The organism is Guptibacillus algicola, from assembly GCF_020171805.1.
GTDB classification, from domain to species: Bacteria; Bacillota; Bacilli; order Bacillales; family Guptibacillaceae; genus Guptibacillus; species Guptibacillus algicola.
The window spans coordinates 111811-126714 of the sequence record NZ_JAIVAF010000003.1 but is presented as its reverse complement, the minus strand read 5'-3'; the positions used below and the strand labels follow the sequence as shown (position 1 = coordinate 126714).

Here is a 14904-nt window from a genome sequence, read left to right as displayed (position 1 = left end):
CAGGCTCTTCTTTTCTATTAAGCTCGTTAGTTATCTACCCATTCATATAGGATATCAGGAAGATTTTCTTCGTTTTCATGTCCTCTACCAATGATGGTAAACCCATACTTTTCATAAAACCGCTGTGCGTTCTTATTAACCTCAAACGTATAGAGTGAAAGTTTCCCACTCGATTGTTCTTTTGCTCGATGTAGTAGTGTACTCCCAATACCGAACCCTTGATAATCCACGTGAATATAAAGCTGGTCGATCTCTTCTTCGTTATAGGCGATCATGCCAACAACCGTTTCATGTAGCAATGCTATCTCGACCTCATACTTCTTATGAACGATATGATTTATGAAGTGGACATGCTTTTCAAAACTATGTATCTCTTTCTGACCTAGAGCTCGTTCCTTACTTTGCCTCCACATCGAAACGGTTTGTTCTCCGTACTTAGGATGATACGGAGTTAGGATGACGTCTTGCTTAGAGTCATTCATAGTTAACACTCCTTTCACGTTTACAGGGGGTCAGGCACGTGCCTGACCCCGTTAATCTCGCCCTTATGATTCCCCATAGATTCCGAGCTTTCTGATTCATTCACATTAACCGTCATTTGACTTATCGCGAAGAATCCGAGGATTGCCAAGAAAAACAAAATAACCATCGCCAACAACAGTTTTTTCAACTGACCATTCCTCCCCATTTCGAATGAACTCAGTTAAATGTATGCGTAGTAGTCAGGTGATTTGCAGAACCGATTGAATGTTGTTCATTTTTATTGGACAAGAGCAATCGTCCAAAAGCAAATTATCCAAATACACCCTTACAATTTTTTACTGGTAACATTATGATTAAACTATAAAGCTAACTTTCAGGAGGTGCTCTACCCATTGCCGGTCAATAACCGAATACGAGAAGTGAGAAGAAATCACAACGTTTCACAGCTACAGTTGGCTGAAGCGTTACAAATTACTCGCGAAACGACGATTGCGCTCGAGGAAAACAAGTATCATCCTAGTTTAGAACTCGCGTTACGAATAAGTACATATTTTGATACCTCTGTTGAGGAGTTATTTAGGCTAGAGGAAATAAAGCAGCATAAGGAGAACAAAAAGAATAACCGTCATTGTCCTTGCTGGTCTCCATGCATTGTTTAACGAAGGTTCTGGAGTTCTTTCTAGCCTTTTGGGCGGTGTCATCGGTGCATTTATTGGTCTAGGAATTGCAAAATTACTATCTAAAAAGCCTGAGCACCCCAACCTACCACAGCGAGATGAACGGATAGATGCTAGGATAAACAAATTCACGAACTACTTTTTAACCATAGGGGTCGGCGTATTTCTATTAAATGGAGTCATTCTCGAATACATAGGTGATGATACGATTAGACTTGTTTTCTTGTTTCAATTTTTGTTAGTTGGTATTTTTTCATATTTAATTGGAGTGGATGTTGTTGGTAAGAGGTAGACGTGTGGGGTCAGGAACGTACCTGCCCCCCTATTCATAACACTTATAAACTTTAAACTGCACGCTGTTATGTAAAACAGGACATGATGAAGACATAAACATTTTTTAAGATAATTTCTTAATTCTAATGATTTGTCCAATATTCGTCCCTAGCCAACCGCCCATAATGGGAATAGCATCTAGAGGAAAGTCCAATCTTGTAGAGTTAATATCAACAGTAAACCAAATCACTGTACCACCAAGGCATACTATTATAAAGAAAAGAACTTCACCTAATTTTCGTCCTTTCCAACGCTTTTTTCCTAATTGATCGATGTCAAAAGCCAGCGAACATTTCATGGCCTTCGTTCCAATCATTTTTCTTGTAAGGAGGGTGTAGATCGCATGCGCCGTGAAAATCCATAATAAAACACACCCAAACCCAATCACCCCGCTAGGAGTACCTCCGTTCATACCATAAACTCCAAAAAGAATGAAGAACAACAGCATCACGAGATTGTTTTGAATTAATTGTATCTTTTTCAGACGTTTCACTTCTTCTATATTCCATTCAGTTTCTGTCACGCTATCTTTCCTTTTCAAATTTGACCTCATTGATTATATCTTTCCTCTACGCTCACGAATCTTTGCCTGCCCCCACTCTATTAAAATAGTAACAGCTTGAAAATGAGGCGTTTTTTACAGCGACATTGTAGAATGCTCCTATTTAACAGATCAACATCCCTGATTTTGAACTGAAAATGATGTATGGTTTTTGAATCTCTTGTATGAAACTTTTACTCAATACAATTCCAAATGCAGTATATCTTAATACAAATTATTTCAAATTCATTAATCTGGTTCAATCTTTTCTACAAATAAATGGGAGCCTATCTTATTACAGATAAGCTCCCTGATCATTAACCATATGTGTTATATCTTTTTCTCCATTACAAGGTCCGTTTCTATGTAACCTATTTTCTCATATAATCCTCGTGCTGCCTTGTTATGTCCAAAAACGTGAAGTCTTACAATTTCCATAATTCTGCGCTTTCGATATTCTATACCATAAAGGTGATTCCGTCATGCATTTACCGCTATCGGAAAGAAAGAGATTGTTAGATGAAGTGCTACCACAAGACTCACCTAGAATTGTTAAAGTACGTCATCATGCAGGTAAAACGTTAGAGTTATTCAATCTATGTAAGGAACTAGGATTGGAAGGCGTTGTGATGAAGCGCGGAAACTCAAAATATGTTAACAAACGATCTTATGATTGGAAGAAAGCAGTTAACTATCCGAAAGAATCTTTCTACATCTTGGAGCAGCGTAAGAAAGAATATGGTTTACTTCTTGGTGAGAAAACAGATAAAGGTATGAAAAGCGTAGGCGTGATTGAGTTTGTCCTACCTGCAGCTAGGAAAGCAATCTATTCAATGACTGCTGAGCTAAAGCAGGAAGAAACGAAGGATATGATTTATTTTAGACCTGAAATTAAATGCATTGTGAAGTATCGCAATCGTACTAGAGCGAATAACTTACGGTTACCTTCTTTTATTAATTTTGATATTTAAGAGCTAGTCCTATAGAAAATAGGGTTAGCTTATTTTTTTACTTATTTTCTGCATATAAGATCATCTACGAAGGTAGTCCCTTATAAAGAAATAAGAATTATGAGGTGAAAAAATGGGTCAATAAGAGTACGCTAACTTATTAGGTGAATGGGTAAACTTGAAGGAAGATGAAAACTGTGTAATGGATACAGGACAAAGCTGGGGAGAAGTTTGGTGCGAGAACAGGTGCAATAATAGTATAAATATAATTAAATGAGTCGCCTTTTCATATCATTCAAGTAAAAAGACCTCTCATTTTGTATCCTAGAGTTTACCTTTTTGTAATACTCTCTATATCATTTCTTAAAACCTGTCGAAACCCTTTTTTCCTGGTTACATTTTCTCCATTTTGTATCCTTTTTTAACAAAAGAAAATGTGAGCCTGTTAGCTCACATTATGGTCCTATTCTGTTAGCAGTTAATGCCGGACCAAAATATCCGGTATTGGTTCCAGAAACAGAAGATGGGACCACAGTTATAGCATTTCCTGGTAAAAAACTAAATTGAATTGTCTTACCTATAGCAACACTTGCATTAGCTGACAAACCAAATCTTGAACCAGGTATTATCACATTATTTACCCTAATATCGTAATTTACTGCACCACCACTAAAATGAGCTGCATTTAGACCTGCCGAAATTTCATAGGTTCCAGCGACTAGTATGTTGAGTGAGTCTGTGCCGGGATTTGGATTAGTATTTATAATGGGCCCTGAAAAATCAAATTGCACAGGAACATTCGCAACAGCAGGTCTAAAAGAATCACTTCCATACAAGGAACCAAACGTAGGAACTACACCTGGCCCTTGCTCTCCTTGTGGACCCTGAGGGCCTTGCTCTCCTTGTGGTCCCTGCGGACCTTGTTCTCCTTGTGGTCCCTGCGGACCTGTTTCTCCCTCGGGCCCCTGCGGTCCGAGTGGTCCCGGTGGACCAGGAGGACATATACAACACTTACACTCACACTTCTTCTCTTCGTAATCCCCGAGACAAAATAGCGAATTACATTTATGACACACGCATTCTCTTTTTCTCACAAAACCCCTTCTTCCATTGATAGTTGTCTTTTGTATGATATGAATGAGAATACTAGATTGCGTTCTACAAACCAGAAAATGTGTTATGTCCCAAAAAAAGTTAGTGCCAGGAATAAACACTACACTCTCTCCATTTTGTATCCTTTTTTAACAAAAGAAAATGTGAGCCTGTTTGCTCACATTAAGGACCTATAAAGTTAGCAGTTAATGCTGCGGAAGAATATTGTGGGGTACCCCCAGAGACAAAAGATGGTACAACGGTTAAAGAATCTCCTGCTTGCAACCTAACTTGAATTGTCTTACCAATTGTAACGGATACCCCCTGTGAATTTGATAATGAAAATCTTGAACCAGGTATTAACACATTATTATTTCTGATATCGTAATTTACTGCAGCAGTAATACCGGAATGACTCTCAACTATACTAGTTGAAACTTCGTATACTCCACTGTCCAGGATAGTGATTGAATTTGTTGCTGCATTCGGATTTGTATTTGTTACTGGTCCGTTAAAATCAAATTCAACAGGAACATTTTGAACAACAGATCTAGCACCATCAACCCCATACAGGGAACCAAAGGTAGGAATTACCCCTGGGCCTTGCTCTCCTTGTGGCCCCTGTGGACCTTGCTCTCCTTGCGGTCCCTGTGGACCCTGCTCTCCTTGTGGTCCCTGCGGTCCTGGCGGGCCAGGAGGACATATACAACACTTACACTCACACTTCTTCTCTTCGTAATCCCCGAGACAAAATAGCGAATTACATTTATGACACACGCATTCTCTTTTTCTCAAAAACCCCTTCTTCCAAAATATAGTTATTAATATATGATATGAATAGGGTTAACATGGCGCATTTAAAATAGAGAAAATGTGTTAACGTCATGTCTGTTGAAGAATAAGAAGGTTATCTTTCTTGCTTTTTATCCATTTTTAGAATAATCTATATCTAATACGGTAACAGTATCCCACCGAAGCTGTGGCGGCCGCAGGTGATTAGTTCTATTGTTGAGAGCTTACTCAACAACAAAACGCAAGAGCAACTAGAAAACCCCTTCTCACATTGATAACGGGTTAACTTCAGAGGTGCAAAACTTGAAATCACATAGTAATTCACAATAGAATTCACAGAGTAAATCACATGACAAATCACACAAAAAAGAGCTTGGAGGCGCATCGCCGTTCCAAGCTCTTTTACTTATATTGTTCAATTAAAGCTCCATTTAACGAAATAACAAGATTCTTAACAGCGTAGGATACATGTAAACGGAGACCCATGTTTATCAATACCTTTCTGAAGGGAGTGTAATATGCAAAAGTTCACTTATCGTAAGAAAAATAAAGAGCCTGATTTATGGTTAAATCAGACTCTAAGGGGTCAGGCACGTACCTGACCCCTAAGCTGCTACATCCCGCTTCGTAAACAGCAACCACGATAATAGTAAAAATACGATGAAATAGATAAGCAGTGTCACGACAGAGAATCCTAATGTCATGCTTTCGATAATGGGAGCACCATCGAAATAGACACTTAAATCTGTGTTCGCGAACAGTAGGTACTTCGCCCAGTCATACTGACTAAGAAAGAATGTGAGCTGACTGCCTGTAAACATTAAGAATATCGCTAACCCGATCGCAAGCGATGCACTCCGGAAGATGCTCGATAGCATGAAGGCGAACGTCACCATCATCAGTAAGTTCACACTAGCAAGAGCATACTCGATGATAAAATGAACCGCCATGCTCATTTCGGACACTTCTCCACCCTTATACGTTAAGTACGGTTGATCCACCGCACCAAAGCCAAGGCCAATCCCTCCTATGATAAATGAGGAAATGTATAAGATTACGAGAGACAGTACTGCAAACAACAGCGTTGCGATAAACTTCGAAGCTAGTATCTTCGTACGCGTAGCTGGTCTGATCAAGAGGAGCTTTATCGTCCCCCATGAATATTCGCTAGCGATGATTCCTGCACCGATAATGATCGTAAAGATCGAGATCAAACTAACCAAGCTGATGGAATTATCCATCAGACTCCATATCGAGTCACTTTCTAAAGGTGGAATATCATTTGCGAGACGGTATTCATTAATGGCAATACTTCGCTCCAGCTCGGATTTAAAGGCGGTTGGCATACCTTCTGAGTTTTGTAGGCTTTCTTCCGATTGCTGAATAGCGGTTTCCGTGTTCGATCGCCAATCAGTCGTTCCTTCATCTCCCGCAAGATTCGTAAAAATGGTTGCGAGCAGAAGGCCAATGACAATAAGCCCAAGCATCACCCATGTTCCGACTCTTCGATAAATCTTCATGTTTTCGTTTTGAATCAATCTGATCATACTAGACAACTTGCTCACCCCCAGTCACTTCAAGGAACACATCCTCTAATGTCTTCACAGACGATTGAATCCCGTAGATTCGAATTCCCTTTTCCACTAAAGCAGCTGTGACGTCTGGAATTCGCTCGTGTTCCGTTTTCACCATCACGATGCGGTCACTCTGTTCAAGCTCGATATCAGGAAACGTTGCATTGATCGCATGAACGGCGTGGCTCACAGGATCCACTTCAAATGACACCATCACCGTTTGATCTTTTTGAATAAAATCGTTCACCCGCTGCACATCGACCATTTTCCCAGCCTGAATAATGCCGATTCGATCACACATGAGCTCGATCTCGGATAACAAATGACTCGAAACAACGACAGCTACGTTTTCCTCTCTAGCAAGTGTTCTGAGATATTGTCTGATCTCACGAATGCCAGCTGGATCAAGCCCATTCGTTGGCTCATCAAGAATGAGGAGCTTCGGCCGATGAAGAAGCGCCTGCGCAAGACCAAGGCGCTGCCTCATTCCGAGCGAATACCCTTTTACCTTCTCGTTAATGCGTCCTTCAAGTCCAACAAGCTTGACGACTTCATTGATCCGTTCCTTCGAGATGCCTTTCATCATCCGAGCATAGTGCACGAGGTTTTGATACCCAGTCAGAAATTTGTACATCTCGGGGTTTTCAACGATTGCGCCCACTTTGATGATGGCATCCTCATAGTCCGTTTTGATGCTGCTCCCATCGATGAGAATTTCACCTTCTGTCATATTCATCAGCCCGACCATCATACGGATTGTCGTTGTTTTGCCTGCGCCGTTCGGTCCGAGAAACCCAAACACTTCTCCTGGATAAACGTCAAACGATAGCTGATCAATGATCGTTTTCTTTCCGATCACTTTTGTTAAGTCACGTATTTGAACGATTGGTTCACCCGCCATCGTCACGCCTCCTCCTGATACTTCTTCTTCAACCACTCAACGATCCTCATCCCATCTCGCTCACGAATCGTTTCAACATCTTCAAGCGCCAAAACCTTTCCATTTCGAATGGCGATGACCATCTCGAGTAACGGCTCGATCTCCGTCACCTCATGCGTTGTGATGATGACGGTTTGCTTTTCAAGGTCGATAAAAGAAAGTAACCCTTTCACGATCGAATCTCTAACCATCGGATCAAGTCCTGACAGCGGCTCATCCATTAGGATAATCGGAACATCTCTTGCTAGAGTGAGGGCAATCTTCACCCTTCCGCGGTTCCCTTTTGATAGATGCTTCACCTTCTGTTCTTTGTCGACATCCATAAATTCAAGGATCTCGTACGCCTTCTCCGTATCAAAATCCGGGAACTGACTTGCAAAAAAAGTGACCGTTTCCTTCACAGAATAGAAGGAATAATACGTATCGAGCTCTGAAAGGTAAGCCACTTTGCTTGCCGTTCGCCTTGTGACCGCCTCCTCATCTATCGTTACGCTTCCTTCAGAAGGGGCAACAAGTCCCGCGATCATCTTCATTAACGTCGATTTCCCGCTGCCATTCGATCCAACGAGACCGATGATTTTCCCCTCTGGTATCTTCACGTTGACATCTGAAAGGGCATGTTTTGTTAAATACTTTTTGGACACGTTCTCAAATGTAATCATGCGTTATTCTCCTTTTCATTCGTGACATACGTTCGGATCCCGTCGATCATATCTTCTGATGAAAATCCCATTTGCTTCATTTCTTCAATGAAATTCTGGATGTGGTTGAGCTTCAGCTCTTCTCGAAGTTGAGTCAGTCGTTCCTTTTCCTCCGTTACAAACGTCCCTTGCCCTCGTTTCGTCTCCACGATCTCCATCCTCTCCAGTTCATTGTAAGTGCGAGACACCGTATTGGGATTCACACCCGATTGAATCGCCATTTCCCTTACAGAAGGAAGCTTTTCACCCGTTTTCCTTTCGCCTTTAATAATCTCCCAGCTAATGCGATCCACTAGCTGCAAGTATATTGGCTTTGAGGGATTGAATTCTTCTCCCATCCCTTACACCTCCACTTTTCGGTCGAGTAACCAACATGTTATGAAGAAAATTACGACTAGGATGATGGCATCAATAATCACGCTCCCAATCGGAAAAGGAACTGTAGAAGTGGATACTTCAAACACTTCCTGATTTACTTCCATACTTAACGGAGAAGGAAATTGGACATATCCCCAGTCCATTACGAACTCTCCAAGACGGGTTCCACTAAACCATCCACCAAACCAGCTCACTAATCCGATGAGCATAAGAACAAGAAGCAACGCCCATCTTCTGAAATAGGTTTTCAGTACTTGATAAAACGTCCAATAAAATGTGAGCCAAACTCCCATCGAGATGGCACCTGCCAAAATGATGGAAAAAATATAAAGTACAAGGAGCCCTAAATTATCGAACGGAAACACAATTTCACTTGTCTCCAGACTATACGCTAGAAGTGCCAATACACCGATAAGACCAAGTGAAAGCAATAATGCTAGTAACCCGTTCAGTAGTTTTGCCCCAAGAAGACGCGCGCCAGATTGTGGATTATGAAGCCAGAGATGTAGTTTCCTTCCTTCACTGTTCAAACTGATTAGAAGGTAGAGAGGTAGAAAGAACACATGCATAACTGCAAGTACGCCTCCAATAATTGTGGTCAAATAAGGAAATTCCCATCTTGCTGATGCTAGAAAGAAACCCACCATAACCAGTAGATCAAACGCCATAACGCCTAGCAAAAGAGTTCTTGTCACTCGAAATTCCTTTCGTAGCAGCCCACTCCAATTCATCATTTTCCAACTCCCCTTATTGTATTGGTGTATTAGTTACATAGTACACCGGTACTCTGAAATGGTCAATTGTTTTTTATATTTTTTTACAAAAGGGGTCAGGCACGTGCCTGACCCCTACACACAAAAAGGATGAAGCCCCTATGGACCTCATCCTTCTTTTACGTTCGTTGTATCATGCGCCAGCCCATACGTCTTTCGCATACCGACCATCTTTCTCAAGTGTTTCTAACCACTGGGTCGCTTCTTGCTCTGTCTTATTATAAAACGAACTATAGCTTTCGATGAGCGTTTGCTCGACTTCTGGTGCCATTTTACTTCCGTCACCACAAATGTATAACCGTCCACCGTCTCTTAGTAGCGGTAGAATATCTACAGCATTTTCAGTTAGACGATGTTGGACATACGTTTTCGGCTCCCCAGGGCAACGAGAGAATGCAGTGTGAAGCGTCACAAGTCCTTCTTTCTCTGCTTGTTCGAGCTCCTCTTGATACAAGAAGTCGTGTTCTGGGTTACGACAGCCGAAGTAGAGATGGGCTTCTCCAAGCGTTGCTCCTCGCTTTTTCATTTCACGACGATGCTGAATGAACCCTCTGAATGGTGCGACTCCTGTACCTGGACCGATCAATACCATTGGTGTTTCCATGTCTTCAGGTACCTGGAAATTTGACTGAGGCGTATTGATGAAGCACGCCACTTTGTCACCAAACTCACGTGTTGCAAGATAATTCGATGCGACGCCTTTATACTCGCCATTCCCATTCCATGCTGCGTCGCGCACAACGCTAACGGTCAAGCTCGCTTCACGTTCCATATAGAGTGGCGAACTTGAAATCGAGTAGTAACGAGCTTTCAACGGTGGAAGCAGCGCGATGAATCTCTCGAACGGAATCTCACATGCCATGTAATGTTCAACAAGATCAAGCATTGTAACACGCTTCTCAAGAACCTCGCTCTTATACGTGCTGTCTTCAAGCAACTGTTCAAGCTCTGTCACGTGCGGTGGGCAAACAGTGTGTGCCGCTAGCGTACGAATTTGAGATCGCATTGCAGGATCTTGAAGTTCAACGTAAGAAGAAAGCAACTCTTGTAGCTTTACTGGTTTTTCTGTTGGAAGATGCGCTGCTTTCCCGGAATCGCCACTCAACAACACGTGGTCTTCTCCTTTGAGAGAAAAACGTTCGAGTACCCTGTTCACCATCTCATCGCTATTTTGCGGTAGGATTCCAACGTGATCGCCTTCCTTATAGGAAACGCCGTCAGGAAGCATCAGTTCAATGTGACGCGTGCTTCTTCCGCTTTCTGTATGCTGCAGCTCATGGTTTCGATTGATGATGGCAGTAAAAGCATGATGTGTTCTCGCAAGAGGCGTATCACTCACACCGCTGACGAAGCTCATGGAAATTGCGCTGTTCTCTGAGTTCGTTTCACTCAACTCGATATTCATGGCTTCTGCCAAAGGCTCCCATAACGTCGCTTCCCACTTCTCAAAGTCACCTTCAAAATCGTCACTTGCATCACCATAGCCTGTTTCTGCTATTCGCGTTGCACCTTTTTGCTTCAACTTCTCATCAATGAGAGACGGAATGCGCTGATACGTATTCGCCCAGTTGCGATCACCACAGCCAAAGACTGCGTACTGAACACCGCTGACTTCTCCTTCTTCCATTTCTTCAAGCCATTGTACGAACTTATCCGCATTGTCAGGAGGATTGCCATTGTAAGAAGCAGATACGATCAAAACAGCTCCGTCTTGAGGAAGCTCATTTACATACTCGTTCAGTGGAGCAACGTCCGTGCTGAAGCCTTGCTGGCTTCCTGTTTCAGCTAGATCTCGCGCGATGCCTTCTGCTGTTCCAAGGTTTGAACCGTAGAGTACGAGAAGAGGCGTTCCGTGTGCATGTTCTACAGCTACATGGGCTGCTTTCTTTTCTTTTTCAACAGGCTCAGACTGAACGGCAAATGAAATGGACTCTTTTCGCTGCTTCACTTTCATCTTGAATCCATCAGGTTTTAAGGTTAACGTTTCTTTCACCTCAAGGTCATAATCTTCATGATCGATCAGGTCAAAGTGCTGTACTACCATGCCGAGTACGAGCGTTGCTTCGTGAATTGAGAACTGCTGTCCGATACATGCACGCTGTCCATTTCCGAACGGCTTGTAAGCATGTTGTGGAATCGATGAAGGATCTTCAAACCGTTCAGGAATAAACGATTCGACGTCCTCGCCCCATATGGATGTATCACGATGGAGTTCTGGGAGAAGGAGCGTAAACACATCCCCTTTTGCAACATCATAGTCCCCTCCAAGCGTCGTATCTTCTTTCGCGTATAGGGAAAAGGCTGGTGCCGTTGGCCATAATCGGAGCGTTTCATTTAGAATCATGCGGATGTATTTTAACTGCTTCACCTGCTTATAATCAGGAATATCGTCACCAACCACACGGTCCATTTCCTCTTGTGCCTTCGCTAGTTTGTCTGGGTTATTCATTAAGTAATAAAGCGCAAACGATAGCAAACCACTTGTCGTTTCATGGCCAGCAATAAGGAACGTAATGATTTGAAAGCGAATGTTCTCATCATCAAGAGGCTCACCGGTTTCAGGATCTTTGCCTTGAAGCATATATGCGAGAAGGTCGCCTTCCTCTCCATCACCGGTCTTCTTCCGGTCAGCGATCAAGTCATCGACAAGCGAAAACATATACTCAATATCTTCTCGAAACTGCTTCTTTGAAAGAACCATCAATTTATCTTGGACACCAAGACGCTGTGATTGAGACATCGCTTCATCCATCGCACGAACCATCGAATCGATGAACGGATGATTGTTTTCACGGTAGAAACTATTGAAACGGAAATTGAACCCACAAAGTCCGATTGTATCGAGGGTTAAGCGTGTCATATCTTCCGCCACATCGACTTCTTCATCAGGATTGAGCCGCGCCCACTTTTGAACAAGCTGCGTCGCAAGGTCAACCATTTTCGAATGATAGCCTTTCATCGCTTGCTGACTAAAACTAGGAAGCAGGATGTTATGAGCTTTTTGCCAGTTCGGCTCTTCCGTTTCACTTGTAAACAAGCCGTCTCCACCGAAGGCGCGAACTTTTTGAAGAACGGGTCCGACTTTTTTATCAAAACGAGATTCATCGCTGATCTCAGCTACAAGGGATGCTCCTGAAATAAATGTGCTCGTTCTTGCAGGAAACTGAAATTGGAATATGGGGCCAAGCTCTTTTGCGAGTTTCATATAGGATTGTACTGGTTTTTCTTTATCAATAAGAGGGAGACTTCCTAAAGGGCCGTACGTTTTCGGCTGTGGAATCGATTTCTTCACTGTCATGGATCTATCACCTCATCTAAAATAATTGCGCGCGGAATGAACGTTCATTCAGTTTGTAGTATGAAGAGTAAGTCCTCTTCACGAGTGATGTCTAACCGAGTCCCATAAACTTTCTTCTACTCCAGAAAGAAGCTCTGGATCAGGGACTAGCTCACCGACTCTAACAAGGTTTTGGAGTTCAAGAAACGCCCCATAAACAATAGCGATCAGTGCTTCAGAAGGTAGCTCTCGAATCACACCTTGTTCCTTACCAGTTTCAAAGAAAGACCTGAAAAGGTTTAGCAGCTGCACGAAATCCTCACGACTTTCCTCATTTAGAAAATGAGCGCCGCTGTGCTTTTTTATAAAATAGAGGGCATGTTCATTCTCGTTCGTAAACAACACCATCGCTCTAAAAAGATGATGAAACTGCTGACGAATCGACTGCTCTTCTGAATAATGCGCCTCGATCGTTTTCATAAATGTAACAACATAATTTTGAAACAACGTGTTGCCGAGCACTTCTTTATTCTCAAAATAACGGTAGATCGTGCCAGCACCAACATTCGCTGAATTCGCGATCATTGGAATCGTTGTCGCATCAAATCCTCGCTCTGCGAATAAAGCAAGCGCACTGCATAGGACGCTGTCCCGTTTGTTCTCCGGATTCATACCCTTCACCCTTTCGTTCTTCTACGCGGAATGAACATTCATTCCTCTCTATCGTAACCCCAGTGGAAAACATTAACAATGAATCGTAAGACCTAAAAAGAGTGAAGGTATTGTAAACAAACGAGGCGATAAAGATAGAAAATGATGCCGTGAGAATCTAGGCTTCATGACTTATAATAATAGTGAATGAACAACAGAGGAGCTAAGAAATGGTTACGATTAAACGATTAGACAGTTCTAAAATAAAAGACACCATGCTAGACTCCTTCCAAAGAGATCAAGCAACGACGAAAGTCCTTGTTAACGAGTCTGGAAGTTTAGTAGAAAAAGAAGATACCTTCGAGGATGAATGGCACCTAGCTCGAAAACGTGAGATTGTCCAACACTTTCGACATGTCATCGATCAGGGTGGCGCAGTGATTGTGGCAAATGATGATGCGGGCGTTGTAGGATTTGCGGTAATCGAGCCTGGAGAGTTTGGACAGCATTCCTGCTACCGTGAACTATCTTATATCCATGTTTCTAATGAACATCGCGGAAAAGGAATCGGAAAAGAACTTTTCAAAGTGGTAACCAGCGTTGCGATCCAATTAGGTGCAGACAAATTATACATAGGCGCACACCCTTCAATCGAAACGCAAGGTTTCTATTCTCGTATGGGATGTGTGCTTGCGGAAGAGATTAATGAGGAAATTTATATGAGGGAACCTCGAGATATTCAATTGGAATACATCTTATAATTATTTTCACTAAGGGGTCAGGTATTTTCCTGACCTCTTATCCATTCTAAATTCTATCCTTTCTTGCCAACTATGTTCCACTCAGGATTATAGGCACTTATTAATGCCATCTCTGTTTCTTTGATGTCTGCCTCGTTTTCCATTGGCAATAAATAGAGAGAAATCTCGTTACTTTTTTGTTCCTTAGTGATAAGAGCATTGAGGTGACAATTGGTAGCTTGTCCATCTTTAAAGCAATTCTTTGGATGAATTACACCATACCCTTTATTTATTCTCTTACCGAAATCATCAAGACAGCGTCCGATATATTTCACTTCGCCTTGTGAAATATAAGTGTACAAGCCTTTAAGATTCTTTTCTTCTTTGCTCTCAATTGAGAAGCTACTATACTCTAAATCACCATAGCGATTGAGGAAGTTTTGATAAAATAGATCATCAGACTCTTTTAATTCTAGTAGAAACTCTCCTAAGGGAAGAGATAACTTAGATGGATACAGGTTTTTCACTTCATCTTTAAGATTATGGTAACGATGATGGTCAATTGTTTGTTCCACAGTACGATTGTTCTTCCGAGCAAAGATATCCTTTTCATTTATATTATTAAAGTGTAAGGACGTATAGGCAAAAGTATATGTATCATACGCAGTCTTTAAACAGATTTGGTTTGGTGTCTCACTTTTTCCTATATATTTAAACTTTACCGACTCCCCTAATTTCAAACCTTCCACTTTAAAGCCAACTTCAAGCCATGCTCTTGCATGTGAGTGAGACTTCATTTCGTTTGCCCACCAGGCATTATATGTAGAAGCTGATCTAGGTAGGGGGAATCCCAAGATACTTTCAATTTCTCCAAAGGTTAACCATATTTCTTCCTGTTCTGTGATTTTACTTCGCAAGTAATCTTGTAGTGCTCCATACTTCCCTTTTTCACTAGATACGGTCATTATATTACACCTCATCTTTCTTCTCTTTATCAAAAAA

At 41.9% G+C, this 14904-nt stretch carries 15 protein-coding genes and 1 pseudogene; 4 read left to right on the top strand and 12 right to left on the bottom strand.

Annotated features, from left to right (window positions below; genetic code table 11):
• Nucleotides 1-26: 26 nt before the first annotated feature.
• Nucleotides 27-482, bottom strand: a complete 456-nt coding sequence (locus tag LCM09_RS08075) for a GNAT family N-acetyltransferase (RefSeq protein WP_224880454.1) — start codon at nt 480-482, stop codon at nt 27-29.
• 393 nt (nt 483-875) lie between these two features.
• On the opposite strand from LCM09_RS08075, the gene LCM09_RS08070 reads away from it, so the two are divergent.
• The gene (locus LCM09_RS08070) at nt 876-1142 is read left to right on the top strand and encodes a helix-turn-helix transcriptional regulator (protein ID WP_224880452.1); all 267 of its coding nucleotides are present in this window, start codon (nt 876-878) and stop codon (nt 1140-1142) included.
• A complete protein-coding gene (locus LCM09_RS08065) occupies nt 1135-1452 on the top strand; it encodes a hypothetical protein (RefSeq protein ID WP_224880450.1) in 318 nt (105 codons plus the stop codon). Before LCM09_RS08070 ends, LCM09_RS08065 begins: the two co-directional genes overlap by 8 nt.
• Before the next feature lie 105 nt (nt 1453-1557).
• Here LCM09_RS08065 and LCM09_RS08060 read toward each other — a convergent pair whose 3' ends face one another.
• A complete protein-coding gene (locus LCM09_RS08060; protein ID WP_224880448.1) occupies nt 1558-2034 on the bottom strand; it encodes a hypothetical protein in 477 nt (158 codons plus the stop codon).
• Between the two features lie 452 nt (nt 2035-2486).
• Between LCM09_RS08060 and LCM09_RS08055 the strand changes: the two are divergent.
• A pseudogene (locus LCM09_RS08055) lies at nt 2487-3005 on the top strand (ATP-dependent DNA ligase); the annotation flags it as partial.
• 434 nt (nt 3006-3439) lie between these two features.
• On the opposite strand, the gene LCM09_RS08050 reads toward LCM09_RS08055, so the two are convergent.
• The 9 genes from LCM09_RS08050 to LCM09_RS08010 all read right to left on the bottom strand — a co-directional run bounded on the left by LCM09_RS08050 (nt 3440) and on the right by LCM09_RS08010 (nt 13183).
• On the bottom strand, nt 3440-3820 hold the full coding sequence (locus tag LCM09_RS08050) for a hypothetical protein (RefSeq protein WP_224880447.1): 381 nt from the start codon (nt 3818-3820) through the stop codon (nt 3440-3442).
• A 439-nt stretch (nt 3821-4259) separates the two neighbouring features.
• A complete protein-coding gene (locus tag LCM09_RS08045; RefSeq protein ID WP_224880446.1) occupies nt 4260-4871 on the bottom strand; it encodes a hypothetical protein in 612 nt (203 codons plus the stop codon).
• Between the two features lie 602 nt (nt 4872-5473).
• A complete protein-coding gene (locus tag LCM09_RS08040) occupies nt 5474-6415 on the bottom strand; it encodes an ABC transporter permease (RefSeq protein ID WP_224882874.1) in 942 nt (313 codons plus the stop codon).
• Between the two features lies 1 nt (nt 6416).
• On the bottom strand, nt 6417-7343 hold the full coding sequence (locus tag LCM09_RS08035) for an ABC transporter ATP-binding protein (protein WP_224882873.1): 927 nt from the start codon (nt 7341-7343) through the stop codon (nt 6417-6419).
• A 2-nt stretch (nt 7344-7345) separates the two neighbouring features.
• Complete coding sequence (locus LCM09_RS08030) at nt 7346-8044, bottom strand: ABC transporter ATP-binding protein (RefSeq protein ID WP_224880444.1); 699 nt, start codon at nt 8042-8044, stop codon at nt 7346-7348.
• Nucleotides 8041-8421, bottom strand: coding sequence for a GntR family transcriptional regulator (locus LCM09_RS08025; protein WP_224880442.1), 381 nt, complete (start codon nt 8419-8421; stop codon nt 8041-8043). Before LCM09_RS08025 ends, LCM09_RS08030 begins: the two co-directional genes overlap by 4 nt.
• A 3-nt stretch (nt 8422-8424) precedes the next feature.
• Nucleotides 8425-9195: a hypothetical protein gene (locus tag LCM09_RS08020; RefSeq protein WP_224880440.1), complete on the bottom strand. Its 771-nt coding sequence runs from the start codon at nt 9193-9195 to the stop codon at nt 8425-8427.
• A gap of 172 nt (nt 9196-9367) precedes the next feature.
• Nucleotides 9368-12532, bottom strand: coding sequence for a bifunctional cytochrome P450/NADPH--P450 reductase (locus LCM09_RS08015; protein WP_224880438.1), 3165 nt, complete (start codon nt 12530-12532; stop codon nt 9368-9370).
• A 78-nt stretch (nt 12533-12610) separates the two neighbouring features.
• Nucleotides 12611-13183, bottom strand: coding sequence for a TetR/AcrR family transcriptional regulator (locus tag LCM09_RS08010; RefSeq protein ID WP_224880436.1), 573 nt, complete (start codon nt 13181-13183; stop codon nt 12611-12613).
• Nucleotides 13184-13392: 209 nt separating this feature from the next.
• Between LCM09_RS08010 and LCM09_RS08005 the strand changes: the two genes are divergently transcribed.
• On the top strand, nt 13393-13923 hold the full coding sequence (locus tag LCM09_RS08005) for a GNAT family N-acetyltransferase (RefSeq protein WP_224880434.1): 531 nt from the start codon (nt 13393-13395) through the stop codon (nt 13921-13923).
• A 53-nt stretch (nt 13924-13976) separates the two neighbouring features.
• On the opposite strand, the gene LCM09_RS08000 is transcribed toward LCM09_RS08005, so the two are convergent.
• Nucleotides 13977-14867 (bottom strand): DUF7662 domain-containing protein, encoded by an 891-nt coding sequence (locus LCM09_RS08000; protein WP_224880432.1) that lies wholly within the window; start codon nt 14865-14867, stop codon nt 13977-13979.
• Nucleotides 14868-14904: the final 37 nt, after the last annotated feature.

Bases quoted from the DNA above. Each gene is read 5' to 3' on its own strand.
- LCM09_RS08075 (WP_224880454.1), bottom strand. From the start codon at position 482: ATGAATGACTCTAAGCAAGACGTCATCCTAACTCCGTATCATCCTAAG.
- LCM09_RS08040 (WP_224882874.1), bottom strand. From the start codon at position 6,415: ATGATCAGATTGATTCAAAACGAAAACATGAAGATTTATCGAAGAGTC.
- LCM09_RS08035 (WP_224882873.1), bottom strand. From the start codon at position 7,343: ATGGCGGGTGAACCAATCGTTCAAATACGTGACTTAACAAAAGTGATC.
- LCM09_RS08030 (WP_224880444.1), bottom strand. From the start codon at position 8,044: ATGATTACATTTGAGAACGTGTCCAAAAAGTATTTAACAAAACATGCC.
- LCM09_RS08025 (WP_224880442.1), bottom strand. From the start codon at position 8,421: ATGGGAGAAGAATTCAATCCCTCAAAGCCAATATACTTGCAGCTAGTG.
- LCM09_RS08020 (WP_224880440.1), bottom strand. From the start codon at position 9,195: ATGATGAATTGGAGTGGGCTGCTACGAAAGGAATTTCGAGTGACAAGA.
- LCM09_RS08015 (WP_224880438.1), bottom strand. From the start codon at position 12,532: ATGACAGTGAAGAAATCGATTCCACAGCCGAAAACGTACGGCCCTTTA.
- LCM09_RS08010 (WP_224880436.1), bottom strand. From the start codon at position 13,183: ATGAATCCGGAGAACAAACGGGACAGCGTCCTATGCAGTGCGCTTGCT.
- LCM09_RS08005 (WP_224880434.1), top strand. From the start codon at position 13,393: ATGGTTACGATTAAACGATTAGACAGTTCTAAAATAAAAGACACCATG.
- LCM09_RS08000 (WP_224880432.1), bottom strand. From the start codon at position 14,867: ATGACCGTATCTAGTGAAAAAGGGAAGTATGGAGCACTACAAGATTAC.